23 protein-coding genes are annotated in these 26,331 nt (G+C 65.0%); 10 read left to right on the forward strand and 13 right to left on the reverse strand.

Annotated elements, in window-relative coordinates; genetic code table 11:
* Window positions 1-240: 240 nt before the first annotated feature.
* Window positions 241-969, forward strand: a complete 729-nt coding sequence (locus tag QY049_RS26460; RefSeq protein ID WP_194481528.1) for a Crp/Fnr family transcriptional regulator — start codon at window positions 241-243, stop codon at window positions 967-969.
* 55 nt (window positions 970-1,024) lie between these two features.
* Here the strand turns inward: QY049_RS26460 and QY049_RS26465 are convergent, their stop codons facing one another.
* The 4 genes from QY049_RS26465 to QY049_RS26480 all read right to left on the reverse strand — a co-directional run bounded on the left by QY049_RS26465 (window position 1,025) and on the right by QY049_RS26480 (window position 4,737).
* Window positions 1,025-2,314, reverse strand: coding sequence for a TRAP transporter large permease (locus QY049_RS26465; protein WP_194481530.1), 1,290 nt, complete (start codon window positions 2,312-2,314; stop codon window positions 1,025-1,027).
* Window positions 2,315-2,330: 16 nt separating this feature from the next.
* Complete coding sequence (locus QY049_RS26470) at window positions 2,331-2,846, reverse strand: TRAP transporter small permease (protein WP_194481532.1); 516 nt, start codon at window positions 2,844-2,846, stop codon at window positions 2,331-2,333.
* A gap of 88 nt (window positions 2,847-2,934) precedes the next feature.
* Window positions 2,935-3,939: a TRAP transporter substrate-binding protein gene (locus tag QY049_RS26475; RefSeq protein ID WP_301270132.1), complete on the reverse strand. Its 1,005-nt coding sequence runs from the start codon at window positions 3,937-3,939 to the stop codon at window positions 2,935-2,937.
* 57 nt (window positions 3,940-3,996) lie between these two features.
* On the reverse strand, window positions 3,997-4,737 hold the full coding sequence (locus QY049_RS26480) for a GntR family transcriptional regulator (protein WP_301270133.1): 741 nt from the start codon (window positions 4,735-4,737) through the stop codon (window positions 3,997-3,999).
* Window positions 4,738-5,110: 373 nt separating this feature from the next.
* Between QY049_RS26480 and QY049_RS26485 the strand changes: the two genes are divergently transcribed.
* On the forward strand, window positions 5,111-5,917 hold the full coding sequence (locus QY049_RS26485) for an SDR family NAD(P)-dependent oxidoreductase (RefSeq protein WP_301270134.1): 807 nt from the start codon (window positions 5,111-5,113) through the stop codon (window positions 5,915-5,917).
* 6 nt (window positions 5,918-5,923) lie between these two features.
* Here QY049_RS26485 and QY049_RS26490 read toward each other — a convergent pair whose 3' ends face one another.
* The 4 genes from QY049_RS26490 to QY049_RS26505 are packed head-to-tail and all read right to left on the reverse strand — an operon-like array spanning window position 5,924 to window position 10,203.
* Window positions 5,924-6,622 carry a substrate-binding domain-containing protein gene (locus QY049_RS26490; RefSeq protein WP_301270135.1) on the reverse strand — a complete coding sequence of 233 codons (699 nt, stop codon included), beginning with the start codon at window positions 6,620-6,622 and terminating at the stop codon, window positions 5,924-5,926.
* Window positions 6,619-8,748, reverse strand: a complete 2,130-nt coding sequence (locus QY049_RS26495) for a molybdopterin cofactor-binding domain-containing protein (RefSeq protein WP_301270136.1) — start codon at window positions 8,746-8,748, stop codon at window positions 6,619-6,621. Before QY049_RS26495 ends, QY049_RS26490 begins: the two co-directional genes overlap by 4 nt.
* Window positions 8,745-9,215: a (2Fe-2S)-binding protein gene (locus tag QY049_RS26500; protein WP_301270137.1), complete on the reverse strand. Its 471-nt coding sequence runs from the start codon at window positions 9,213-9,215 to the stop codon at window positions 8,745-8,747. Before QY049_RS26500 ends, QY049_RS26495 begins: the two co-directional genes overlap by 4 nt.
* Window positions 9,216-9,228: 13 nt before the next feature.
* A complete protein-coding gene (locus tag QY049_RS26505; RefSeq protein ID WP_194481544.1) occupies window positions 9,229-10,203 on the reverse strand; it encodes a tripartite tricarboxylate transporter substrate binding protein in 975 nt (324 codons plus the stop codon).
* Window positions 10,204-10,436: 233 nt separating this feature from the next.
* Between QY049_RS26505 and QY049_RS26510 the strand changes: the two genes are divergently transcribed.
* The 8 genes from QY049_RS26510 (at window position 10,437) to QY049_RS26545 (ending at window position 19,133) form a co-directional block, all read left to right on the forward strand.
* Window positions 10,437-12,527: a molybdopterin oxidoreductase family protein gene (locus QY049_RS26510; RefSeq protein WP_301270138.1), complete on the forward strand. Its 2,091-nt coding sequence runs from the start codon at window positions 10,437-10,439 to the stop codon at window positions 12,525-12,527.
* 132 nt (window positions 12,528-12,659) lie between these two features.
* On the forward strand, window positions 12,660-13,442 hold the full coding sequence (locus QY049_RS26515; RefSeq protein ID WP_258766094.1) for an enoyl-CoA hydratase/isomerase family protein: 783 nt from the start codon (window positions 12,660-12,662) through the stop codon (window positions 13,440-13,442).
* A gap of 387 nt (window positions 13,443-13,829) precedes the next feature.
* Window positions 13,830-14,465 (forward strand): hypothetical protein, encoded by a 636-nt coding sequence (locus QY049_RS26520; RefSeq protein ID WP_301270139.1) that lies wholly within the window; start codon window positions 13,830-13,832, stop codon window positions 14,463-14,465.
* A gap of 84 nt (window positions 14,466-14,549) precedes the next feature.
* Window positions 14,550-14,975 carry a hypothetical protein gene (locus QY049_RS26525; protein ID WP_301270140.1) on the forward strand — a complete coding sequence of 142 codons (426 nt, stop codon included), beginning with the start codon at window positions 14,550-14,552 and terminating at the stop codon, window positions 14,973-14,975.
* A gap of 395 nt (window positions 14,976-15,370) precedes the next feature.
* Window positions 15,371-16,231 (forward strand): hypothetical protein, encoded by an 861-nt coding sequence (locus QY049_RS26530; RefSeq protein WP_301270141.1) that lies wholly within the window; start codon window positions 15,371-15,373, stop codon window positions 16,229-16,231.
* A 119-nt stretch (window positions 16,232-16,350) separates the two neighbouring features.
* Window positions 16,351-17,166: a hypothetical protein gene (locus tag QY049_RS26535; RefSeq protein ID WP_301270142.1), complete on the forward strand. Its 816-nt coding sequence runs from the start codon at window positions 16,351-16,353 to the stop codon at window positions 17,164-17,166.
* A gap of 255 nt (window positions 17,167-17,421) precedes the next feature.
* Window positions 17,422-17,835 carry a hypothetical protein gene (locus tag QY049_RS26540; protein WP_301270143.1) on the forward strand — a complete coding sequence of 138 codons (414 nt, stop codon included), beginning with the start codon at window positions 17,422-17,424 and terminating at the stop codon, window positions 17,833-17,835.
* The gene (locus QY049_RS26545) at window positions 17,835-19,133 is read left to right on the forward strand and encodes a hypothetical protein (protein WP_301270144.1); all 1,299 of its coding nucleotides are present in this window, start codon (window positions 17,835-17,837) and stop codon (window positions 19,131-19,133) included. The genes QY049_RS26540 and QY049_RS26545 overlap by 1 nt, the downstream gene beginning before the upstream one ends.
* A gap of 131 nt (window positions 19,134-19,264) precedes the next feature.
* Here QY049_RS26545 and QY049_RS26550 read toward each other — a convergent pair whose 3' ends face one another.
* From QY049_RS26550 to QY049_RS26570, 5 genes are all read right to left on the reverse strand, one after another.
* Complete coding sequence (locus tag QY049_RS26550; protein ID WP_301270145.1) at window positions 19,265-20,821, reverse strand: AAA family ATPase; 1,557 nt, start codon at window positions 20,819-20,821, stop codon at window positions 19,265-19,267.
* 161 nt (window positions 20,822-20,982) lie between these two features.
* The gene (locus QY049_RS26555; protein ID WP_301270146.1) at window positions 20,983-21,945 is read right to left on the reverse strand and encodes a hypothetical protein; all 963 of its coding nucleotides are present in this window, start codon (window positions 21,943-21,945) and stop codon (window positions 20,983-20,985) included.
* A 110-nt stretch (window positions 21,946-22,055) separates the two neighbouring features.
* Complete coding sequence (locus QY049_RS26560) at window positions 22,056-22,226, reverse strand: hypothetical protein (RefSeq protein WP_301270147.1); 171 nt, start codon at window positions 22,224-22,226, stop codon at window positions 22,056-22,058.
* Between the two features lie 506 nt (window positions 22,227-22,732).
* On the reverse strand, window positions 22,733-23,161 hold the full coding sequence (locus QY049_RS26565; RefSeq protein ID WP_194481568.1) for a heme-binding protein: 429 nt from the start codon (window positions 23,159-23,161) through the stop codon (window positions 22,733-22,735).
* A complete protein-coding gene (locus QY049_RS26570) occupies window positions 23,154-26,159 on the reverse strand; it encodes an FAD-binding and (Fe-S)-binding domain-containing protein (RefSeq protein WP_301270148.1) in 3,006 nt (1,001 codons plus the stop codon). The genes QY049_RS26565 and QY049_RS26570 overlap by 8 nt, the downstream gene beginning before the upstream one ends.
* Window positions 26,160-26,331 lie beyond the last annotated feature (172 nt).

Below are 26,331 nucleotides of genomic sequence, written 5' to 3' on the forward strand. Positions count from 1 at the left end.
GGCTTCCGCGGCTCATTGAGCCTGTTTCGCGGTGCTCGGGCCCTGCCGCGCGTTGCTGTATCCGCAACTCTGCATCGGCCGAAACGCATCGACGCACCCTGTGGGTGCGCCGTCGTGGGCGCAATCGCGGCATTTTAACAACACTTGCTTCAAGCTGTGTTCGTGCTTTCCGGTTGAAAAGCCTGAGAACGTTGACTACGCAGGAACTCCAGTGCCTCGCAGTCTTAGGAGCCCCGCGGCGTGCCTCAGGACAAGACCGGCGACCCCCGCCAATCGGCGGGAAACAAACTATCGGTCCTGCGCAAGCACCCGATCTTTGCGGATCTGGAGCCAGAGGCTCTCGATCAGCTCTGCCGCTACGCCAAGCACTCCACAGTCAAGCGCGGTGCGACGATCGCTGCCAAGGGAGATCCCGGCAACAATCTGTTCGCGGTGATCTCCGGAACAGTGAAGATTTCCTCCTCGTCGCCTGATGGCCGGAATGCCATCCTCAACCTGATCGGTCCGGGCGAGATCTTCGGCGAGATCGCCGTGCTCGATGGTGCACCGCGGTCGGCGGATGCCACCGCCAACACCAATTGCGAACTCTACATCATCGACCGCCGCGACTTCCTGCCGTTCGTGAAGAGCCAGCCGGCGCTTGCGATGAAATTCATCGAGCTGCTCTGCGCGCGGCTGCGCTGGACCAGCCAGCAGGTCGAACAGGTGATTTTGCAGAATCTGCCGGGCCGGCTCGCGAGCGCGCTGCTCGGTCTCACGGAGGAGCGCAAGTTCGACTCCGGCAGCGGCACCCTCGCGATCACCCAGCAGGAGATCAGCGAGATGGTCGGCATGACGCGCGAGAGCATCAACAAGCAATTGCGTGCCTGGGCCGGCCGTAACTGGGTGCGGCTCGAGCACGGCGCCATCGTCGTGCTCGACACCGATGCGCTGCGCGAACTCGCCGAGAGCGGCCTCGACGGCGAGTGATCCTGCCGGTCTGCTCCAGGGGCGCGCCGACGACGTCAAGCCGGCGCGGCCCGCTTCAGTGCAGGATGTGACGCGGCAGCCAGAGCGAGATTTCAGGCAGGTAGGTGACGAGCATCAGCACGAACAGCATGACGCCGTAGAACGGCCAGATCTTGCGCATGACTTCTTCCAACGAGACCTTGCCGACGGCGCAGCCGACGAACAGGATCGCGCCGACCGGCGGATGGCACAGGCCGATGCCGAGGTTGAGCAGCATGATCATGCCGAAGTGGACGGGATCGACGCCGAAATTCTGCATCACCGGCAGCAGGATCGGCGTCGCGATCAGGATCGACGGCGCCATGTCGAGCAGCGTGCCGAGCAGCAGCAGCAGGACGTTGAGCAGCAACAGGATGACGTATTTGTTGCTGGAGATCGACAGGAAGAACGCCGTCATCTTTGCCGGCATCTGCGTCAGCGCCATGATGTAGCCGACCGCGGAGGCACAGGCGATCAGCGTCATCACCATCGCGACGGTGCGCAAGGTCCGGTGCAGCAACACCGGCAGATCGCGCCATTTGTAGTCGCGGTAGACGAACATGGTGACGAAGAACGCCCAGATGCAGGCGACCGCGCCGGCTTCGATCGCGGTGAAGATGCCGCCCAGAATGCCGCCGAGGATGATGACGAGCGTGATCAGGCCCCAGGCCGCATCGATCGTGATCTTGATGGCTTCCTTGGCCGGCACGGTGCGGCCCTGCGGGTGACCTTCACGATAGGCAATCACCAGGCACAGCATGATCAGCGAGAATCCGATCAGCAGCCCCGGGAAAACGCCTGCCATGAACAGCGCGCTGATCGAGATGGTGCCGCCGGTGGCGAGCGAATAGAGCACGGCGTTGTGGCTCGGCGGCACCAGCAGCGCCTGTACCGAGGAGGAAATGGTGAGGTTGGTCGCGAACACGCGCGGATAGCCGTTCTTCTCCATCTGCGGGATCATCACGGAGCCGATCGCAGAGGTGTCGGCCACTGCCGAGCCGGAGATGCCGCTGAGGAAGGTCGTCGCCAGCACGTTGACGATGGAGAGGCCGCCGCGCAGGCGCGTCAAGCCGACCAGCACGTCGGCAAAGGCGACCAGCCGCCGCGCCATGCCGCCTTCCGCCATGATCGCGCCGGCGAGCACGAAGAACGGGATCGTCAGCATCGCAACCTTGCTGACGCCGTCCGAGATCTTAAGCATCAACGCTTCCAGGGGAATGCCGACCGACAGCGCGCCGGCGATGGCCGCCATCGCCAGCGAATAGGCGATCGGCATCCCGATCAGGAAGCATGCGATCATCGTGCCGAGGAGGATGAAGATGTCCATGGCGATAACTCCCGGCTCACTCGAAGGGGGCGGTTTCGGAGTGCTTGCCGATCGGGTCGGGTGGCACGCCGAGGAAGATCCGTTCGATCACGAACAGGAGCAGACAGACGCCGCCGATCGGAATCGGCAGGTAGGTGACGCCGACCGACAGCGAGGGGAAGTCGGCAATGCTGTTGTGCCAGGTCACTTCGACAAGGCGCTCGCCCCAGATCACCATGAACAGCGCGATCAGCGCCATCAGCAGCTGGACCAGGATGTCGGTTGCCCGCTGCAGCGGCGGCGGAAGCTTCTTCGCGAAATAGGCGACGCTCATGTGCAGGTTGAGCCGGTAGCCGGCGGCGGCGCCGATGAAGGTCAGCACGATCGTCAGCAACACCGCCATCGGCTCCGGCCAGGAAGCCGCACTGTTGAGCACGTAGCGCGTGAACACCGCCCACGGAATCACCGCGGAGATCAAGACCAGTGCGGTGCAGCCGACGAGCACGCACAATAGATAGAGGAAGTCCATCGCTCGGCGAAACAGTGCGGCCATCCGCGTTTCCTGCCCTGTCAGTGGTTCGGATTGTCGAGGCCAAAGCGCGATGAGTGATCGCCGCGCTTTGGCTCCGGTTTGAACAGGCTCAGAGCGCCTGGATGCGCTGGATCATGGCCTGGTACTTCGGGCCATACTTGTCCCAGACCGGCTTGACCGCATCCTGGAATGGCTTCTTGTCGGCGATCTCGACGATCTGGCAGCCGGCGGCCTTGGCCTTCTCCATCGCGGTCGTCTCGTACTTCTTCCAGAGCTCGCGCTCCTCGAGCTGGGCTTCGCGGGCGAACTTCTTGATCAGCGCCTGGTCGTCGGCGGAGAGCGCGGTCCAGGACCGCTTGGAGAAGCAGAGGATCTCCGGAATGATCAGGTGCTCGGTCAGCGAGTAGTATTTCGCGGCGGTGTAGTGGTTGCTGAACACGTAGCTGGGCGGGTTGTTCTCGGCACCGTCGATCACGCCGGTCTGCAGCGACGAGAACACCTGGTCATAGCCCATGGCGATGCCGTTGCCGCCGAGCGCATTGACCATGTCGATGAAGATCGGATTGCCGATCACGCGAAGCTTCAGGCCATGAACGTCGGCGATCGACTTGATCGGGTGCTTGGTGTTGTAGAAGCTGCGCGCGCCGGAATCCATCCAGCACAGACCGACGAGATTGGCGTTCGGGCTCGCGGTAATCTTGTCGAGCAGCTCCTGGCCGACCTCGCCGTCCATCATCTTCCAGGACTGCGCGATGTTCTTGAACAGGAACGGCATGTTGACGACGTTGATCTCGTCGACAATCGGGCCGACCGCGCCGGCGCTGACGCGCAGCATCTGGATCGCGCCGATCTGGGTCTGCTCGATCGTTTCCTTCTCGGCGCCGAGTTGCGCGGAGGGGTAGGTCTGGATCGAGAGCCTGCCCTGAGTTGCCTCGGCGAGCTTCTTGCCCATGTTCTCGACGGCGGCAACCGTCGGATAGCCGACCGGCTGCACGTCGGCGGCCTTGAACACGGCCTTGGTCTGGGCGCGGGCCGACGAGATCGGAGCGAGTGTGGCAGCTCCAAGTCCTGCGCCAAGTCCGGCGCTCAATTTGATGAAATCACGTCGTAGCATGGTCGTCCTCCCTCATTAACTTCTTTCGGTGTGTGTCGTTGTTGACCGGAGATCCGGTCATTCCGTGCTGGCGAAAAACTCCGGATTGGTATGTTGCGTCTCCGAGATGTCGCGGAGCAGCCGGTCGAGATGCCGCTCCATCGCAATCCCTGCACGTTGCGGATCGTGCGCCTCGATCGCCGCGACGATCGGTTCATGCTCGGCGATCACCTGCGTCATGCGCCCGGCGACCGGCAGCGTCAGTTGGCGATAGCGATCGACATGCATCTTCACGTGCAGGATCAGCGTCCAGATTCCGGGATGTCTGGCGACGTCGGCGATGGTCGCGTGGAACAGCTCGTCGGCCTGGTGAAACGCAGTACGGTCTCCGGCTTCATCCGCTTCGCGCTGACGTTCCACGATCGAGTGCAATTGCAGGATCTGACTCGTCGTCGCGCGTTCGGCGGCGAGCCGCGCCGTCGTTTCTTCCAGCGCCTTGCGGATGATGATGGCCTCGGGCAGGGCGGCGAGCGGGATGCGCGACACGAAGATTCCCGATTGCGGAAAAACGTCGAGCAGGCCCTCGTCGGAGAGCTTGAGGATCGCTTCGCGCACCGGCGTGCGGCTGACGCCGTAGCTGAGCGCGATCTCGGACTCCGAAATCGCTTCGCCGGGCCGGCGTCGCATCGTCACCAACTCGCTGCGTAGCTCGCTATAGATGCGCGACGAGGCCGTCGCGCGCTGCGGTGGCTTGCCGCGGCGAGTGCCGGTCATGGCGGAAGCCGCGGCTTCAGTTTTCTTCGTCGAGCGGGCGGTCATGCGTGCTCTGTGAATTGATATATTAGTATACGGAGCGAGCTGCGAGAAGATCAACTAGGAGATTGGGAGGGGGGTCTCTGCTGCGTTGCAGCAAGAAACGGCCGTTCTCGAACCGAAAGCCGAGCGCGAGATTTCTCTTGCGACCATGACGGATATGTCCGCGCCCAAGCGCCCCTCCCTTGAATCCATTTCCCCGTCCGCCTTCCTAAGGGCGCGCGGAGCGCGGAGTCCAAGTTGAAGCGAGCATCGATCGATGCCGTTTTTGGATTGATGCGTCGGCTGCCGGGTGTACGAACGTTGCGCCCGGACCTCTCGTGTCCGGTCGTTTGGCGCGCAACGAGCAGCTTGGCTGCAACAAGAAAAGGATGTGACCGTGACCGACTATCGCAAGCTCTTCGATCTGACCGGCAAGACGGCCGTGGTGCTCGGTGCCGCATCGGGCATCGGCAAATCGTCGGCCGAGGCGCTGGCCGGGCTCGGCGCCCGCGTCGTCTGCGCCGATCGCGCGCTTGAGGCGGCAGAGGCGACAGCCGCGGGCATCCGCGACGAGGGCGGCTGGGCTGAATCTGCCGCGTGCGATGCTTCGAGCGCTGCGGACGTCAATGCGCTCGCAAAAATCGTGATGGAGAAATTCTCGCGGCTCGACATTGCGGTGACCACGCCCGGGCTCAACATCCGCAAGACCATCCTCGACTACACCGAGGAGGATCTCGACCGCGTCCTGAACCTCAACGTCAAGGGCGCGGTCTGGTTCTTCCAGGCGTTCGGCCGCATCATGGTCGGGCAGAAGGGCGGCAGCATCATCGCCTGCTCTTCGGTGCGTGCGGTGACCATCGAACCGGGCCTTGGCGTCTATGGCTCGACCAAGGCGGCGATCGGTCTCCTGGTGAAGGGCTTTGCCTCCGAGGTCGGCCATGCCGGGGTGCGCGTCAATGCGATCGCGCCGAGCATCGTGGAGACGGCGCTGACCAGTCCGTTCAAGCAGCGTCCCGATATCTTCAATCTCTATGCAGGTCACACCGTGTTCAACCGCTGGAGCAGTGCCGACGAGGTCGCGACGGCAGTCGCCTATCTCGCTTCGGATGCCGCCAGCTATGTCAGCGGCAGCACGTTGTTCGTCGATGGCGGCTGGACCGGGGTCGATGGTCCGCCAACCGGCCTGACCCAGCTGCACAAGTAAGCCCATCTAGCTCGCAAAGCCCATGCGCTGGCGCAGGTCCCTTTGATCTGCGCCCGTCAGCAGCGCGATCAGCGCCGCCGCTTCCTTCGGATGCGCGGCCTGCGTGGCGACGCCGGCCGTGTACATCGTCACCAATTCGCATCCCGGCGGCAGCGAACCCGATAGCGCGATGCCGTCGGTCGCGATGATCTCGGTCGCCTGCGTGCATCCGATCGGCCGCGTCGCGGTGGATGCCGCCAGTTCGCGCATCGCCGTCGCACCGTTCGGAAAGATTTTCAGGCGCGAGGTGACCTCATGGGTGATGCCGAGCTGATCCAGCACTCTTGCGACGTGCTGGCCTGCGGTCGAGGCCTTGGTGTCAGGGACGTAGATGGCGTCCGCGGATCGCAGGACTTCGCGCAGATCGGCTTCCGTCTTCACGCTCACCTTGGGATCGCGGTTGCGGACGGCCAATGCAGTCTCGACCCGGCCGATGTCCACAATCGAGGAGGGGACGACGAGCTTTTCCGCGGCGAGCTTTGCAAGGAGGGTCTGCGTCAGGATCACGAGATCAGCCGGCGTGCTCGTGCGCAGCTTGTCCGCCATCGCACCGACCGCGCCGAACTCCCCGTCGATACCGAAGCCGGTCTGCGCCTTGAAGGCCTCGCTGAGACCGCGCACCAATCCTTGCGCCGCGCCGCCGCTCAAGATGTTCACTGCCGTCACGATGCAAGCTCCATGGCTGCGATGATTTTGTCCCGCGTGATCGGCAAGTCGCGGATTCGCACACCAAGGCAGTCATGAACCGCATTCGCGATCGCCGCCGTCACCGGGCCGTGCGCGGCTTCGCCGGCGCCGACCGGCTCGATCTCGGGCCGCTGGATGATCTCGACATCCACAGCCGGCACCTCGCTGAAGGTGAGGATCGGATAGTCCGTCCACGAGGTCGAGGTGATGTGCGTCCGGTCGAAGCGGACGCGCTCCTTCAGCACCCAGCTCGTCGCCTGGATCGCACCACCCTCGATCTGGTTGATCACGCCGTCCGGATTGATGGCCTCGCCGACGTCGACCGCAAGCGTCAGGCGCTTCACACTGATGTCGTCGGCGCCCTCGATCTCGGCGATGGCGGCGCAATAGGCGCCGGTGTTCTTGTAACGGGCGAATCCGACGCCGTGTCCGATGCCAGATCGTCTCTCAGGCTTCCAGCCCGCGCGTCGCGCCACGGCGCGGATCACGTCCTTCGCTCGTTCGTCGCGGAGGTTCCGCAAGCGGAACGCTATCGGGTCTTCGCCGCGCAAGGTCGCAATCTCGTCGAGCAGCGATTCGATCGCGAACACGTTGCCTTGCGCACCGAGGGTCCGCAGTGCCGAGGTGCGTACCGGCATGGTGAGCAGGCGATGGCTCGTGATGGTCCAGGCCGGGAGATCGTAGAGCGGAACGGAGTTGCGGTCGCCACCGCCGCCATTGGCGGCCGGCGGATTCGTCGAGATCATGCGGGGGTAGGGATTTGCGATCTCGCTCGCCGCCAGCAGCGCCGGCTGTGCGGCGCGCCCTGGCCGCGCGGCATGGCCGTTGCTCCAGATCGCATGACGCCAGCCGACAATCTCGTTGTCCGCATCGAGATCGGCCGCGATTTCGATCGCCATCGCAGCACCGAACGGCGCGTGAGACATCTCGTCTTGGCGCGACCATTGCACCCGCACCGGCCGCCCGCCGGCGGCCTTGGCGAGCAGTACGGCATCGAGCGCGACATCATCGGCGGCATTGTGCCCATAGCAGCCCGCGCCTTCCATGTGCTCGACGACGATGTCGTCGGCCGGCAGCTTGAGCACGATCGCGAGATCGGCGCGCAGCAGATAGATGCCCTGGCTGTGCGTCCAGACATGGACGCGGTCGCCGTCCCATTGCGCCATCGCACAGGACGGCGCGATCGAGGCATGTGCGACATAGGGGCGGGTGAATTGCCGGCGGAGCGTGCGCGCAGGCTTTGCCGCGGGCGCTGTCCTGGTGTCGATGATCGTCGTCTCGACCGGCTGGCTTCGCAGGAAGGCGGCCAGATCGTTTTCATCCGGCAGCGGCTCTCCGGCCGACCATGTCGCGCCCTGGCGCAGTGCTTTAAGTGCCGCTTCCGCCGCGGCCTCGGTGGCGGCAACGACGCCGGCAAAGCCAGCGTCGCGGACGATCGCAATCAGCCCCGAGACGGCGCGTGCGGACGCTTCGTCGATCGCAATCAGCCTCGCGCCTGAAATCTCCGGCCTCAGCACGCGTCCGTGCAGCAGCTTCGGCAGCGCGCAGTCATGAATGAACCGCTGCCGCGCAAACACCTTGTCGGGAATGTCGATGCGCTGGGTCGAATGCCCGGCTACGCTGCGCTTGGCGGCGGACTTGGCGACATTGAGCGCCGTCGCATCGTGGTTGAGCGAAACATCGTCCGCCAGTTCCCAATAGCTGGTCCTGACATTGCCTGGACCTGAGATTGTGCCGTCCTGGACATTGAGCAGTGCCGCATCGACGCCGAGACGCTCCGAGGCCGCTGCGAGGAAGCGCTGGCGCACCTCCGCACAGACGTGGCGCAGCGCGCGGCCGGATTGCTGGATCGAGAGGCTGCCGGAGGTGACGCCCTCGTTCGGGCTTGCCACGGTCGAGGCGCGGATCATCTCGATGCGGCCGATCTCGACATCGAGCTCGTCCGCCGCGATCTGCGCCAGTGCCGTGACGATGCCCTGGCCGATCTCGACCTTGCCGGGCGAGATGGCCAGGCGGCCATCGCCCGTGAATCTCACCCAGGACGACAGTCTTGGATTGGCGGCCAGGCTGACCGGCAGTTTCGGGGCAGGGGACGGTGCACTCATCGCGTCGTCATCTCCGATGCCGCCCGGAGCACGGCGCGGACCATGCGGTTATGCGATCCGCAGCGGCAAAGGTTGCGATCGAGTGCCGCTCTGACCTCCATCTCCGTCGGCGACGGATTGCGCTTGAGCAGCGCTGCAGCGCTGATCAGGATTCCCGAGACGCAATAGCCGCATTGCAGCGCCTGTTCTGAGACGAAAGCACGTTGCAGCGGATGCGGTTGCTCGGCCGTGCCAAGGCCCTCCAGTGTAACGACATCCTTGTCTGCCACCGACCACATCGGCATGTCGCACGAGGCCATCGCGCGCCCGTCGACCATCACGCGGCAGGCGCCGCACTCGCCGGCGCAGCAGCCGAAATGCGCACCTGTGACACCGAGGCGGCCGCGAAGCACATCGAGCAGCGTCTGATCCGGATCGGCATCCAGAGAAATCGCCGTGCCGTTGAGTTGGAACTGAACGGTCGGCATGACCGGCGCGGCCTCAGGACTTGCTGAACTTCTTGACGACATCGGCCCATTTCACAATGTCGCCGCGCAGGAACCTGTCGAACTCCTCCGACGTCATCGACATGGGTACCGCACCCTGCTCGGTCCAGAGCTTGACGATGTCGGGCCGCTTCACCAGCGCGTTCACGGCCGAATTGAGCTTGTCGATGACCGGCTTTGGCGTGCCCGCAGGGGCCATCAGGCCGAGCCAGATCGTCGCTTCGTATCCGGGAACGCCGGCCTCGCCTGCAGTCGGCACGTTCGGCAGCACCGCGGAGCGTTGCTTGCCGGTGGTCGCGAGCGCGCGAACCTGGTTTTCGCCGATGTTCGGCGCCATCGCCGGCACCGCATCGATCATCATCTGCACTTGGCCGCCGATCACGCCGCTGCGCGCCTCGCCGCTGTTGCGGTAGGGGACGTGGACGAGGTCGATGCCCGCCATCGCTTTGAACAGCTCGCCTGCCATGTGATACGGCGTGCCCTGGCCGGAGGAGGCGTAGTTCAGCTTGCCCGGTTGCGCCTTGGCGAGCGCGATGAACTCGGCAAGCGTCTTCGCGGGGACCTGCGGGTTCACCACGATGACGAGATCGGAATAATTCACCGGCGCGATCGGTGCGAGGTCGCGCATCAGATCGTACTTGCGCTGCTCCGGCGTCAGTAGCGATTCATTCGCGGTCTGGGTGTTGGACATCATCAGCAATGTGTAGCCGTCGGCCGGCGATTTCGCGGCTTCGACCGTGCCGATCACGCCGCCGGCGCCGGTGCGGTTCTCGACCACGAAGGGCTGGCCAAAGCGCTCCTGAAGCGCCTGGCCGATCAAACGGGCCGCGACGTCGGCCGGCCCGCCGGCGCCGAAGGGAACGACGATGCGGACCGCATGCGCGGGATAATCCTGTGCCGTGGACGGGCTCGCGGAGAATGCAGCAAGCAGGCCGGCGGCCAGCGCCAGCAGAATTTGTCGGGCCGTCACACCCACCTCCCTGGACTCGTTTTGTTTGATGGCACTGTAGCGGCAGCCGGAGCGGGCTGTCGACGCCTCACAAAGTCGATTTCATCAGGAATATCTGGCGCTTTTCGGTGTGGCAGCGCGGCATTTCGCGCTCGCGGGAGGAACGGGCCACACGTACGGCTTGAGCATTATGCATGGGCACTGCCGGATAAATGCCCTCGGCTCAACGGTATTTTGATGTTACCAAATTGGTCATGAACCAGCACGCCAAGATCGAGATCCGCCACTCCACCTGTCCGCATGATTGCCCGTCGGCCTGCGCGCTCGATGTCGAGGTGGTCGAAGGGCGCAGCATCGGCCGCGTTCGCGGTTCGAAAAAGCAGACCTATACGGCCGGCGTGGTTTGCGCCAAGGTCGCTCGCTATGCCGAACGCATCCATCATCCGGAAAGGGTGACGTTTCCGATGCGCCGGATCGGACCCAAGGGCTCCGGGCAGTTTGCGCGGATCACCTGGGACGAGGCGCTGGACGAGATCGCCGATCGCTTCAACCAGGCGGAGCGCGAGTTCGGCGCGGAATCGATCTGGCCCTACTACTATGCCGGCACGATGGGCCTGGTGATGCGCGACGGTCTCAACCGTCTCACCCATGTGAAGAAATATTCGCGCTTCTATCAGACCATCTGCGCCAACGTCGGGCGCATCGGCTTTGCGATCGGCACCGGCAGGATCGCCGGCGTCGACCCTCGCGAGATGGCGCTGTCCGATCTCGTCGTGATCTGGGGCACCAATCCCGTCAACACGCAGGTCAACGTGATGACGCATGCCGCGCGTGCACGGAAGGAGCGTGGCGCCAGGATCGCGGCCGTCGACATCTACGACAACGAGACCATGAAGCAGGCGGACATCAAGATCCTGCTGCGGCCGGGCACCGACGGCGCGTTCGCCTGCGGCGTGATGCATGTGCTGTTCCGCGACGGCTACGCCGACCGCGCCTATATGGACAAGTACACCGACTGCCCGAACGAACTCGAGGCGCACCTGAAGACGCGTACGCCGGAATGGGCTTCCGCCATCTGCGGCGTGCCGGTGGCGGAGATCGAGGCCTTTGCCAAAGCCGTCGGCGAGACCAAACGGACGTTCTTCCGCCTCGGCTACGGTTTCACACGCTCGCGCAACGGTGCGACACAGATGCACGCGGCGAACTGCATTCCCGCGGTGACCGGCGCCTGGCAACATGAAGGCGGCGGTGCCTTCTTCAACAATTATGCGCTGTGGCACTTCGACGAATCCGTCATCGAAGGCCATGACGCGATCGACAAGACGGTCCGCGCGCTCGACCAGTCGCAGGTCGGCCGCATCCTCACCGGCGATGCCGAGGCCCTGCTCGGCAAGGGCCCGGTCAAGGCGATGCTGATCCAGAACACCAATCCGATGACGGTGGCGCCGGAGCAGGCGCTGGTGCGGCAGGGCTTCGCGCGCGAGGATCTGTTCGTCGCGGTGCATGAGCAGTTCATGACCGAGACGGCACAGATGGCCGACATCGTGCTGCCGGCGACGATGTTCATGGAGCATGACGATCTCTATTACGGCGGTGGCCACCAGCACATTTCCGTCGGTCCCAAGCTGATCGACCCGCCTGGCGAATGCCGCTCCAACCACCAGCTGTTGCAAGCGCTGGCGCCGCGGCTTGGCGCGAAGCATCCGGGCTTCGAGATGACGCCGCGCGAGTTGATCGACACGACCTTGAGACTGAGCGACCACGGCGACATCGCCGGGCTCGAGGCCGACATCTGGCGCGATCTGCAGCCGGACTTCCGCACCTCGCACTATCTCGATGGCTTCGCGCATCCAGACGGGAAATTCCATTTCAAAGCCGATTGGGCGCATCCGCCGTTCGGCCAGACCATGGGCGATTTCGACAAGATGCCGTCATTGCCGGATCATTGGGCGGTGATCGAGCACGCCGATCAGATCCATCCGTTCCGCCTCGCGACCAGCCCCTCGCGCAGCTTCCTCAACACCACCTTCAACGAAACCCCGTCCTCGCAGGCACGCGAGGGCAAAGCGAGCGTGATGATCCATCCGCTGGATGCCGCCGCGCTCGACATCGCCGATGGCGACGCGGTGACGCTCGGCAACATCAGGGGCGAGACCACGCTGATCGCGGTGCTGTTCGAGGGCGTACGGCGCGGCGTGGTGATCGCCGAGTCCGTGCATCCGAACAGAAATCATATCGGCGGTCGCGGCATCAACATGCTGACAGGCGCCGATACCATCGCTCCCATCGGTGGCGCTGCGTTCCACGACAACAAGGTCTGGATCAGGAAAGCGGCCGCGGCTTGAGCCGCGCTCGCGTTGTGTTTTCCTGCAAATTTGTGTCGAGGCGCTAAAGCCGCGCCTTCTGACAGATTGCCCTTGCACCTCGCGCCGAAGCTGCCGCAAATGGCGGCAGACCGGGAGCAAGGATTGAGCCGCATGACCGACAGCACAGGCGTCATCACGGATAAGCGCGGCCAGGCGTTCTGGATCACCATCAACCGGCCGGAGAAGCGCAACGCGCTGAACGGCGACGTCATCGCCGGCATCGCGCGCGGCTATCGCGACGCGCATGACGACAAGGACGTTCGCGTCATCGTGCTGACCGGCGCGGGCGACAAGGCGTTTTGCGCCGGCGCGGACTTGCAGAATTCCGGTGCGGCGTTCGCGATGGATCATTCCAGGCCCAATGTCGATTATGCCGATCTGCTGCGCCTTTCGCAGAACGCGACCAAGCCCGCGATCGCGCGTGTCGGCGGCGTCTGCATGGCCGGCGGCATGGGCCTGTTGTGCATGACCGATATGGCGGTCGCAGCGGATCATGTCATCTTCGGCCTTCCGGAGGTGAAGGTCGGCGTGTTTCCGATGCAGGTGCTGAGCCTGTTGCAGCAGATCGCGCCGCGGCGCCTGATCAACGAATGGGCGCTCACCGGTGAGCCGTTCGACGCGAAGGCGGCAAAGGACGCAGGCCTTTTGAATTACGTCGTGCCGACAGCCGAACTCGACGCCAAGGTCGACTGGCTGATCGGCCGCATCGTCGACAAATCTCCGACTGCGATCCGCCGCGGCAAATACGCCATGCGCGCGATCGCCGCGATGTCCTTCGACGAGAGCATCGCCTACACCGAAAGCCAGATCGCATTGCTGGCGATGACCGAGGATGCCAAGGAAGGGCTGAAGGCGTTCGGCGAGAAGCGCAAGCCGGTCTGGACGGGAAGGTAAGAGCGCCCGACGTCGCCTCCTCGGACTACGCGTGCCCGCGATAGCGGCCGCGCAGCTCCGAGCCAGAGAGGGCGAGCGAGCCGAAGGGAGACGCTAATCTTCGGCGATCTGCCTAAATTTTAAACATTTTAACTTTGTGCCTGTTTGCTAATCTGAATTGCGGCCCCGGAGACGGTCCAACCGACTGTGGGCGTATGGACGGCACACACGACGGACCGGGCGGACCATGATGTCGTTGGGGCATTCCAAAAGCGAAAACTTTTCGCATTTGGATTTTTCCCAAACCGTGCCAAGTTGCCATCATTCGGAAAAGATTGACGTTTTTCCGTTTTCGTGTACCGTGGTTCCGGATACATTCAAGCGAGAGAGCGTTGGAGCGGCGCGACCATGATGGGCGGCGAGCAGTTCGACTATGGCCAAATTGAACCCGAGGTGCGGGACAGGCTGGAGGAACTCGCGGGTGTCATCCTGGAGGGCGAGAAGCGGCTGACATGCAGCGCCTTGGTGATCGGCGCCGCGCTGGTCGAAGCCAAGCAGCATTTTGCACACGGTATATTCGCGAGGTGGTGTCGTGTGGTGTTGAAAATCGAGCCGCGGACGGCGCAACTGCGTATGAATGCCGCGCATCTGTTCCAGCGCCACGGCGATGACGTGTGCCTGCTGCCGTTGACCGCCGCGCAGTATCTGGGCGCTGCATCCGTGGACGAGGCTACGGTGCTCGAAGTGCTCGCGCGTGTGCGGCGCGGGGAGCGGGTGACGGTCAAGTGGGTCGAGCAAACGATCCGCCGCGACAAGGGGGTCTCCGCCAAAATGGAGACCGACGAGGCTCAGTCGGCCCAGATCGCGGCGATGATCACGGCGACGTTGGACCTCCGCGGTTGCCGGCTCTTGCACGCCTTTCTCGAGGAGCGGCCGTCGGCTCGTCAGTTCATGGCGGATCTTGCCGACCGTGCAGCCACGAAGATTCGCACGAGCCGCGGCGCACGGGTGACGCCCGTCATGCTCAGCCTGCCCGCACCCTGATCGGGCATTCCAACGTCGTGACGTGCGACATTCAAACGAGCCGGACGACCTGTTTTTCGTTCATCATGTGAGAGCAACGGCGCGATGATCCTCGACGAATTGCTGCAACCGATCGTTGATGCGCTGGCCGCGACCGAGCTGGGCGCTCCGAAAACGCAAGCCGTGATCGACCGGCATATCAAGACGTTCGACGGGATGTTGGAGCTTGGCTTGACCTACAAGCAGATCGCTGAGGGTCTGAACGTCCGCGGAGCGCGGGGGCGCACCGGGGCCAAATTCACCGAGCGATCGCTCTACACCTTCATCAGCCGCGCCAGGGCGAGGAAGGATCGCCCGCCTGCGGCAGAAACAAAGCGGCCGTCCGCTCGAGCAACCGATTTCGGCCGGCCGTCGCCGCCGAGCGCGGCGCAGAATTCGCCGATACTCGACCGGTTCAGGGAATGCATCGAGCAGGCCCGGGCCCACGCCGCCATGGACGAGCTCCTGTTCCGTCGCGGAAAGTCGCGGTAGCGGGCATGCTTGCCGAGGAGGACCGCACCGAGGTTCAGAGGTTATTGCGCCGGGTCCGCCGTCCTACCGTCGACGTCGCGGTTCAGGTCCACGTTCTCGAGCAGGCCGCATCTTCCTTTCGACGCCGAAGTGCGCGGCGCAGATCGTCGGCTCGTATCGGAGAGGTCATCCTGCAATTGTCCGCGCTCGTGAACGCGGCACACCAAGCGGCTCGCACCGGCGCGTGCTCGATTCCGTCGGAGATATTGCCCGAGACGTTCGACGCGCTGGTCGGGCGCTATCCATTCTCGAACGTCGACATGGCGCCGGTCACGGGCGAGACGTTGAAGAATACGGGCGGTCGCGCGGGTTTTGTCCGGACGGCGGTGATATCGGCGCCCGTCGAGCCGCATGTTGTGAATGCGGCGCTGCGCCAGTTCCCGGGTCGACCGCATCTGGTGGCGGTCAGGTCGACAGCCTTTCCGTTTGACGCGGCGCAGAACTACTTCTTCGAGGGGTTGGAAAGGCCGACTGCGGACGATCTGAGGAGGCGGCTCGAGGATTTTATCGTTGGAATGGCGGATGTCGCGCCTGGTTTTCTCGAACATGTGCGCGATCGCGTGTGTCTGGCGACGCGAGATCCGGAACGGCAGAACCGGGGACGGCGAACGCTCTACGACTGGGCCGAGCCGTCGCCCGAAGCCCGTCTGGTGTGGGACGTGCTCGAGGCGGTCCTGCAGCCGATGACGGAGCGGCCGAAGGCGGCGGTTCAGGAGGTCATCGTTAGGATCGTCGATCTGCTGGCGGGGTCGATCGTCGCAGACGGCATCCGGTCCGACGTCATTTCGGCGGTGTCGACGATCTGGGTCGCCAGCTGCCAGCACCATATCGTTGCAAGGCGTCTGTCGGGATTGCTTGACGATGCGCCACGGCAGCCGCGGACGCCGCGCCGCCTGCGTCGGCGCGGCTTCTGGATCGCCTGCCATGGCGCCGTGCGCGACTCGGCCGCCGAACTCTGGCGCCGTGCGTGCATGGGCGACCATCGCCACGTCGCCCAGCTCGGCGGCGCTTCCAAGCCCTTCGATGCGACGTCAGCCTCGCTCGCCGTCGACATCGGCAACCCGCCGAAAGGCCGCGCTACTGGACTCCCGGTGCCGACCCTCGATCTCGCCGCCGCGGCCACCGCCGGGACGACTTTTCGATTTCTCCGCAGCCTTGCAAAATCCTGCGCGGTTCGGCTCTGCCCGCAAGCCGAGCCCGACGTCCTCAGACGATAGATATCGCTTCTTCGACGGGTGGCGACAATCTACGACATTTTCGACGCAGGGTTCGTGGGAGCCTTGTTCGTCGAGCCGTGGCCTATTCAGCTGCTCATCGATAGAGGAGAAGTGGCTGGATGCCCGGTTGGTACTGCATCGTCATCTTGTCCGCCATTGGCGGCCAGGGAAAGAGCCTGTTTTCCGAGCTCGTGGCGCTGATCTGGCGCTCGCTCGGATGCCAGGTTCGGGTCTTTTCCGCGGACGTTCAGCAGCGGTTGGCAACCAAGCTCGGAAGCTGCGTCACCACGATCGACACCGATCTGCTCGACGCACCCGACGATCCCCTTGCCCTGTTGCGGGCATTTTCGCCGCTGTCTCTCGCCATCGACCAGGCGGCGAAGAGCGGCAGCAGCATCGTGCTGGACACGGCGGCCACGTGGGACAAGCCGGTCGTCCGTTTCCTGCGCGACATGGGGCTCGATAAGGTGGTTGCCGAGGGCGGGGGGCAGATGATCGTCGCGCTTGTGACGACCTCAAATCGGGACGCCATGCGCGCATTGGCGACGACCACCGGCGTAGTACGCGCTGCGCTGCCGCTCGCCCGCCCGGTGTGGGTGCTGAACGAACGGGTCGGTACCGTGTTCCCGGCGGATTTCGACCCGGGCATCATCGGCCTGGAGCCGGAGCAGTTCGACGAGATGCGTGCGGGCGTGTCGGAGATCGTGCTGCCGCGCCTCGATGATCGCCTGTGGCAGCCCGTGGACCGTGCAGGACTGAACCTCGTCGATTTCGTGACCGCCGATCCGGCGAAACTCGCCGTGTTGTGGGGTGATGCCGCGGGCCGTCCGCTCGACCGGCTCTCGGCGGCGGCGGTGCAGCGGCGCATCGCGAGCTGGATCGCCAACATGATGGAGGAGGCCACGCGGACCCTCAGGTTTCCCCGGGCCGATTAGGCTCGCACCGCACTTTGCGCGAGCCGAGCAGCGCGGGAACGAGGCGGCTCGCAGGCTAATCCGGCGCCTGGCCCGGTCTAGCAGCCATCATAGTTTGATCCGCGACCTTCCATGGGAGTTCCAATTGTTGACACGAGCCGAACGCGAGCAAGTCCTCAGACTGCGGGCCCAAATCCGTCGGAGCCGGATCGGCCCGTGCGAGCGCAGGCTGCGGCAGATCGGCCGCTGGATCGACGCCGTCTGGAGCAAACTCGCGTGAACGGGGACAGCTCCAAGCAGGGCCGCACAGAGCCGTTGGCGACGCATCCAGAGATTGGCTGTAATACGCCAGAGGCGACCAGCGCCCCCGTTTCCGTACGCATGCCGAAGGATCTCAAGGACGACGCCATCGAGCGTGCGGCCTCGAGGGGGATCGATCTCGGTCAATACATCAGGGATCTGATGCAAACCGATCTGTACGAAGCCCGTCCGCGCAGGAGGCGCGCCAAATACGACGGAATACGACAAAAGCTCGCGGAAATCCACGCAGCCATCATTGGCTGCGCGAACGAGGTCAAGCGGAGCGGCACACGGGTCGCGGATACCGAACATGATGGGGAGATGATCACCTTGCTGCGGGATGCCGTATCCGCGTTGCTGCTGCTCGCCCGCTCGATCGGGCCGCGGTGATGATCGCGCGCGCCTTTTCATATCGAGCTTCATTGACGGACGCCCGCCGTCTCGATGCGCACCTCTGGAAGGCGAAGGACCAGCGTCCGGAGCTGCTGGAGATGCGCAATCTTTGCGTCGATCGGACCATCGACGGCATGCAAGTCATGGCGTGCCTGACGGCGGCGTCCCGCGCCAAGATCGCGTTCTGGCATCTCTATATTTCGCCCCGGCGCACGCTGACGGCCGCCGAAGCGACGCAGGTCGTCGACCTCGTCGTAACGGAACTGAAGGCCAATGGTCACCCGGTGCTGGTGTTCGCGCACAACGACAAGCCTCGGGCGGGCGGCGGGGGGGCAAATCATCTGCACGTCGTGATTGGTCACGTCTCGCCGACAACTTTTCGCGCACTCGACATGCGCCACCATGCGCCGCGACTGCATAAAGTCATGGCGCTCGCAGCCTATCTGATCGAGGGGGAGGCCGTCCCGAGCCCTTGGCAAAAATCGATAATCGAGGCGCTGCGCGCCGACGGCAACGATCACGTCGCCGACTGGCTGGTCGACGAGCTCGGGAGCATGCCGGTCATCAATGCGCCGCGCATGACCGATTCCATGCGTCGATCCGCTCAGGCGGTCGGCTTTCCCCTGATCGGGTTTCAGTCGGGGCTGGAGCGACTATGGAACAGCCCAGCGACGGAAGCGGAAATTGCCGCGTTCCTGGCTCGGAACGGCGTGACGGCACGACGCGGAATTGCGGCGAATGTTGTCGCGTTCCACCATGAAAAGCTGTACGTCGGATCGCTGCACCGCATTCTCAGGCAAGGCGCCTCGATCGTCCATCAAGAAGCGCAGCGCCGGATCCCCCGATTGCTCGACGCCGACGAAAGCATCGTACCCGATGCTGCTCCATTGCGCGCTATGCCCGAGTTCCAGAAGCCGACGGCTTCCGAGCGGCGTGCCCGCCTCAATTTGCAGAAAAGGATCGATGCGATCGAGGGGCCGCTGGCCCGTTTGAAGACGGAACGCCTATCCCTGATCTACCGGCCGGGCCATGCCAGCCCGCACGAGCAGAAGTCCCAGGACGAGATCGCCATCCGCATCCATCGTCTTGCCCGGGCTGAGACCATTCTGGAGAATGCGATTTCGCTGCTGTGGCAGGATGCGGGGTGGATGGCGAGACCGGAGCTTGAACTGATGCAGGCCGCCGAGAAGATCGTCGCCTCGGCGGCGGAGGACATTCCGCCCGATCGGTCGGACGTTGAAATCGTGCTGCGCGAGGGAGACGAACAGGCGCCCGCTCCGGGCTGGAGCCCCTAATCGCGGAACTTCCTCCCGGTTGAGAGGCTTCGAAAGCGTCGTCAAGGCGCAGGCTACGAACCGGAGAGGTTTCGATGGCGACGCCCGAGGCCTCTGCGCGCCGGTCGGACCCGGCGTTCGAGGGAGATCGTTCAATGGCGGCTTGCCTGGCCCTCGCGTTGGCGCAGCACGATCTCGACGAGGCGGCGGAGCCGCCGCACCGATCCGCCGCGCCAATGCTGCGCGATGGCGGATGTTTCGGCCGGGCTCAGGCCATCGATCCAGCGCTGGTCCAGCCCCTGGTCGCGCAGGATGTCGGTGACCACCGCGGGCAGTAGAGCCTGAAGGTCGGCCTCTGTCGGCTTGGGGAAGTCCACCTGGCGGAAGCGATCGAGCAAAGGGGAGGGCAGATTGTCGATGAAATTAGCCGTCGCAACGTAGCAAACGTGCCGCAGGTCCACGGTGGTTTGAAGCGCGGGGTCCGGATATTGCCGTGCCGAGTCGATCTCAAGGAACCCGAGAAGGCAGTCGAACAGGCGGCCATGGTCTCTTCCGATCGCGGCCTTGTCGATCTCATCGAGCAGGATCAGCACGTTGGCGTGCCCGGCGCGGGCGATCGCCAGAAGCGGATGGCATGGCTGCGCGGTCGACCATCTGCGGTCGGTCCCGGAGAAGGCTGCGCCATCGGCGCCGCTGGAGTCCGTCCGCCACAAGCCGATGCCGAGAAGCTGCTGCAGCCGTTGCGCGAACCGGGTCTTGCCGCCCCCGGGCGGCCCCACCATCAGCAACGGGCGGAAGCCGACGGTGGGACGGCCGACCAGGTCGGACAACACGAAATCGACGACATCGGCCGCGTAGCCGAATTCCGCCATCAACTGATAACGCACCTCCGCAAGCGGCGGCGTCTTGATCAGTGGCAAGGGCACGTCGATCAAGGCCTTGAGCGGCGTGATGATCTCCTTGAATTTGTGGCCGGCCATGGTGACCGGATCCGTCCGCACCACGACGACATGGCCTTCGGGAACGGGCAGGGGCGGCATAGCCGTATCAGTGTCGCTGCGCGCGGCCTTCCGCTCGTCGGCTTCGCGCAGACGCTCGCGCGAGCGGGCAAATGCCTTCTCCTCGGCTTCAGTGATCCTGCGCCGGGCCATTCGGGCGCCGAGCATCGCCGCCGCCAGGATTGCCGGCGTCTGGAAGGCGCCTACCACCTCGTGCGCGCAGACGGGAAGCGCCGCCCAGCCATAGACCACCGCCTCGACCTCGGCGGCGAGCTTGAAGGGGATGGACTGCGGAAGCTTGCGAAAGGCTGCAGCAAGCGCGCCCGCGACACGGCGGTGCTCCTCACCTAACGCCCTGTCGCGGGGTAGCGCGAGCGAGATCAGCCGGACGCAATCGGCAAGGCTCCGGCACTCCGACTTGTCTTCGCGGACCGCCCGGTGGTCGAGCTCAGCGGCAAGCGCGCATCCGCTGGCGGCATCGGGCGTGTCGATCCAGGTCGCGGTCATGGCGATGCCGGGGCAGACGGTCTCGATCTCGGCGGCGAGGCGGTGATAGACGGACTGGTCGGCGCGCGAGGCCAGCACGGCGTAGCGCAGCACGCGTGGCAAGCCGGCGGTGTCTTGCTCGCCGGATGCGGAATCCTCGGCCGCGCCTTCGATGAGATTCTCGTCGAGGTCGCTCAACGGCAGGTCATCCAGATCATCGACCATGAGGTTGCTCGGCTCGCGTCGACGCCGAAAGCACGGCGGCGGCCGGTCCTGTTAATTTACGGATCGCTCTTGCCGCCGCGGACGCGGGCAGGCCCCGCCGAAGCGATCGACGAACATAGACGCCGCAGGAAACTTTCTGCGGCGTCCGATCGCGCTCGGGTCTAGAGCTGCATCAACGGGCGCTGCGTCGGATCGACCGGCCGCCACTTCGAGCTGTCGACATGCGCGCCGCACACCGACTTGGCCGCGGTCGCCATCGAGGCGAAGGCGATGTCGACGGTGATACGCATGCGATCGACGGCACCGGGGATCGGCGTCAGCACGCCGGCCTCGAACAGGGCGGCGCGACGAGCCCGGGTCATCGGGCTCGCGCTCGGATTCGTGGCGATGCGGAAATCCGAGCCGGCCGCCACGACGAAACGGTCGTTGGCCGGATAGCCGCGCGCCCAGATCGTGTCATCATAGCGCAGCTCGAACTCCGCGCCGCCCGGCGGCAGGTGCACGTCGATCTCCATTGGGCCGCTCTCGGCGTCGTCGGTCGTCTCCGGCGACAGCGCCGGCGCGTCCACCTGCGGGATGCCGCCCGGGGCGGGTTCGAACGCGGTCACGCCGGCATCGAACAGCAGGCGCTTGGCGTCTTCGAGCATGCGTTCGTACAAGGGCAGTTCGAGCGGATCGATCTCGGGCATCCGCGGCGGGCAGCCGGCGACCACCTTCATGACGCCGCAGCGATCGGCCGCATGCGTCAGCCAGAACTGCAGGTAGGCCGCGGTCTCTTTCGTGAAGCGCACCTCCTTCGAGGTCCCGCGCACCACCGCCATCAGGCGGGCCCACGCCTTCTGCGGATCGGCGAGGTGTTCGCCGACGCGCCGGCTGAAGCAGTTCGTTTCGCCGAGATAGATCGGAGCGCTGCCGTCGGCAGCGTCGCCGGTCATGGCGTAGAACGCCGGGCAGGCGAGCTCGCTCGCCACGAGCTTGGAGGCGAGGCTCATGGGAAACACCAGCACCTTGACGTGAGCGGCGCGGTCGATGACCTCGCGAACATCGGCAACACCGCCATAAGGGCGGTGCACATGGCTCGTGGTGCGCGTGCTGACGGGCGGCTTGTCCTTGAAGTACGACATGTTGAAGATCTCCTGTTCGTTCGATTGTCCGTCGAGATCCGAACGACCGGCCGTCCCGGCATTTCACATGCCAAGAAGCTGTGCCGTTCGGAAAGCTCGCTGGAGCGGGGCTAGTGGATCGCGATCGACGACAGCGAAAGCTCGCCGTCCGTGCGCATCGGGTTGTCCGGCGAGCCCACGAGCTGCGGGCGCGCGAGGCGAGACGGGACAGCCATTTGGGAGACAGGAAGATCAAAAGCGAAAAGCGCCGACGAATCGGCAATATACTGACGGATAGCCATCGGTAGACTCCTCTTTAGTCTGCTGTGGTTAGGTCGCCGTCCGATCTGGTACATCGGCGGCGGCCGCCCTTGCGGTCATCGCTCGGGCGAGACAAACATAGAACAAATTGTGGCCGTGCGCCACCTCGAAATATCGTTAATTTCCGCGGAATCCCGTCCCTGGGATCTACGCCTCACCAATTTGTGCGGCCAAGCCCTCGCCAATGTGCAAGCCGAAGCGACGACTGCAGGCATGACAGTCGCCTTATGGATGATGTGCTGCGGGGCGTCCTGGCACGCAGTTGGGTCGCGATCATCCCGAACGAATGGTCTGATCGGCTAGTCTAGCCGCCTCGCGCTTTCAATAGCTTAGACTGCCAGTGCAACGACCCGGATCAGTTGACCGCCTGGTCGCCGATGCAGCAGAAGCGCTTCGGTCTCTTCGCCCAAGCGATGGGGGGAGGTGCAGTCGCAATATCCCACGGGCGACATTTTAGGGTGCGCAGCGCTCAAGTGGAGCGACATCGCTATCCCGCGTTGGCCTTCAGGCGAGCGGCCTGGATACCAGCGACCGCGCACGCCTCGTCATTGTCCGAGGTGTCGCCGGAGACGCCGACGGCGCCGAGCAGGGTGGTGCCGTCCATGATCAGCACGCCGCCGGGGACCGGGACCAGCGCGCCCTTGGCGATGGTGTTCACGGCGTCGATGAAATAGGCCTGCTCCTGCGCCCGCTGATACAGCGCACGCGAGCCCATGCCCATCGCAAGGGCGCCGTAGGCCTTGCCGTGGGCGATCTCGGCGCGCATCAGGCTGGTGCCGTCCTGCGCGGCCGCGATCTTGAGCACGCCGCGTGCGTCCAGGATGGTGACGACCAGCGGCTTCAGCTTCAGCTCGGCGGATTTGGCGAAGGCGGCGTCGAGGATCTTTCGGGCGGTGTCGAGCGTGAGGTCAGCCATGACCGGGTTCCTTTGCAGGTGGAGAAGCGGGTTTGGTTTCGGCGCGGTCGAGGCTCATCGCCAGCACACGGGCGACGTGAAGCGCCTCGCGCTGCGCGCCGTCGTGGATCTGGTGGCGGCATGAGGTGCCGTCTGCGACGACCAGCGTGGACTGGTCGGCGCGGCGTATGGCGGGCAGCAACGACAACTCGGCCATCTCGATCGAGGCGTCATAGGTCTCAGTGCCATAGCCGAACGCGCCGGCCATGCCGCAACAGCTCGATTCGATCGTCTCGACCTCGAGGCCGGGCACGAGGCGCAGCACCTGCTCGATCGGCCTGAAGGCGCCGAAGGATTTTTGATGGCAATGGCCGTGGACGATAGCCTTTTCAGTGACGGTGCCGAGCAGCAATTGCAGCCGGCCGGCCTCGGCCTCGCGCACCAGGAATTCCTCGAAGGTGAGCGCGTGCGCGCCGACGGCCTTGGCGTCGCCGTCCTGGCGCAGCGAGGCGAGCTCGTCGCGCAGTGTCAAGAGGCAGCTCGGCTCGAGGCCGACGATCGGCACGCCGCGGGCGGCGAAGGGCGCGAAGGCGGCGACGAGACGGTCGAGCTCGGACCTGGCTTCATCGACGAGCCCGGCAGACAGGAAGGTGCGGCCGCAGCACAGCGGGCGGCTGCCGCTCGCGGGTCTGGGCAGGTGCACGCGATAGCCGCCGGCCGCGAGCACGCGCAGCGCGGCTTCGAGGTTTTCGCGCTCGTAGATGCGATTGAAGGTGTCGGCGAACAGCACGACCTCGCGGCCGGTCTCCGGACCGACCGCTTCGGCCGGCGGCACGAACACGTCGCGCCGGAAAGCGGGCAGGGCGCGGCGCGCGCTGATGCCGGCAATGCGCTCGAACAGCTTTCGCAGCAGCGGGCTATGGTTGCGCAAGTTCGCGAGCGGCGCGAAGCGCGAGGCGAGGCCGGCATAGCGCGGCAGATACCCGACCAGGCGGTCGCGCGGCGTCAGGCCGTGCGAGGCCGCGCGTGCCGCCAGCACCTCGATCTTCATCTTGGCCATGTCGACGCCGGTTGGGCATTCGTGGCGGCAGGCCTTGCAGGAGACGCAGAGCTTGAGGGTGTCCATCATCTCGTCGGAGGACAGTGCATCAGGGCCGAGCTGGCCCGAGATCGCCAGCCGCAGCGTGTTGGCGCGGCCTCGCGTGACGTCCTTCTCGTTGCGGGTGGCGCGATAGGACGGGCACATCACGCCGCCCTCGAGCTTGCGGCAGGCGCCATTGTTGTTGCACATCTCGACCGCGCCCTGGAAACCGCCGCCGGCGCCGGGCCAGGCCGACCAGTCGAGCCTGGTCTTCAACTCGGTGACGCGATAGTCCGGCTTGAAGCGGAACAGCGAGCGGTCGTCCATCCTGGGCGCGTCGACGATCTTGCCCGGATTGAGCACGCCAGCGGGATCGAAGCGCCTCTTCACCTCGCGGAAGTCGGCGATGAGGCGCTCGCCGAACATGCTCTCGTGGAATTCGGAGCGCACCAGGCCGTCGCCATGCTCGCCGGAATGCGAGCCCTTGTACTCGCGCACCAGCGCGAAGGCCTCCTCCGCGATGGCGCGCATCGCCTTGACGTCTTTTTCGAGCTTGAGGTTCAGCACGGGGCGGACATGCAGGCAGCCTTCGGAGGCGTGCGCATACATCGTGCCGCTGGTGCCGTGCTTGGCAAACACCTCGTTCAGGCGCTGTGTGTAATCGGCGAGATGCGGCAGCGGCACGGCGCAGTCCTCGACGAAGGAGACCGGCTTGCCCTCCTGCTTCATCGACATCATCACGTTCAGGCCGGCCGCGCGGAAATCGGCGATGCCGCTCTGCAGTGCCGGCTCCGCTATCTCGACCACGCCGCCCCATTTGCGCGGCTCGTTGTTCCAGCCGAAGCCGAGATCGCCCATCAGCTCGCCGAGCTGCTTCAGGCGTCGCAGATTGTCCGCCTGGTCCTCCTCGGCGAATTCGACCACCAGCACGGCATCCGGATCGCCCTTGATCGCCGCATCGATGATCGGCCGGAACATCGCGATGTCGCGGCCGAGCGCGATCATGTTGCGATCGACCAGCTCGACCGCGATCGGCTTCAGCTTGACCAGGTGCTGAGCCGCATCCATGGCCTCGTAGAAGCTGCCGAAATGGCAGACGCCGAGCGCCTTGTTGCGGATCACGGGCCACAGCTTCAGCTCGACCTTGGTGGTGAACGCAAGCGTGCCTTCGGAGCCGACCAAGAGATGCGCCATGTTGTTGCGTGCATTGCGCGGCACCAGCGCATCGAGATTGTAGCCGCCGACGCGGCGCTGCACCTTGGGGAAGCGCGCGGCGATCTCGTCGGCCTCTCGAGCGCCGAGATCGAGCATGTCGCGGAACAGGGTGCGCATGGCGCCGGCGTCGAGTTCGGAGAGATCGCGCGATACCTCGCCAAAGCGGCTCAGCGTGCCGTCGGCAAGCGAAGCCTCCAGCGACAGCGTGTTGTCGCGCATGGTGCCGTAGCGAAGCGAGCGGCCGCCGCAGGAATTGTTGCCGGCCATGCCGCCGATGGTGGCGCGCGAGGCCGTGGAGACGTCGACCGGAAACCACAGGCCGTGTTTTTTGAGCTGGCGGTTGAGGTCGTCGAGCACGATGCCCGGCTCGACCACGCAGGTACGGCCTTCGACGTCGAGCGACAGCATCCTGTTGAGGTGTTTCGACAGATCGACCACGAGCCCGTCATTGACGGTCTGGCCGCATTGCGAAGTGCCGCCGCCGCGCGGGGTGACCTTCACGCCCTCGTCGCGGGCAATCGCCAGGGCCAGCAAGGCCTCGTCCATGGTTCTGGGGACGACCACGCCTGACGGCATGATCTGGTAGAACGAGGCGTCGGTGGCGTAGCGGCCGCGGCTGAAACCGTCGAACAGGACGTCGCCGGTAATTTCCCGGGCCAGGCGTGCCGACAGGCGTTGTTTTTGGGCCGATTCTTGTGGTTTTCCGGCCACTTCCGCTGCCATGGTCCGCTCTCGTCTGTTCGCGGGCACCGTCTTGCCTACTGCCACCGCCGTTTGCAAGGCGAGCGATGCTTCCTGTGCATTGACGGCCCTCCTTAGGCGAGGGACAAGCCGGTCGAATAGTGATATGCGAACGGCTCGCTGAGGCGCCCTATGGGGCTGCCGTGCTCAAGGC

The sequence above is a fragment of the Bradyrhizobium sp. WYCCWR 13022 genome, assembly GCF_030435535.1.
Classification (GTDB): domain Bacteria; phylum Pseudomonadota; class Alphaproteobacteria; order Rhizobiales; family Xanthobacteraceae; genus Bradyrhizobium.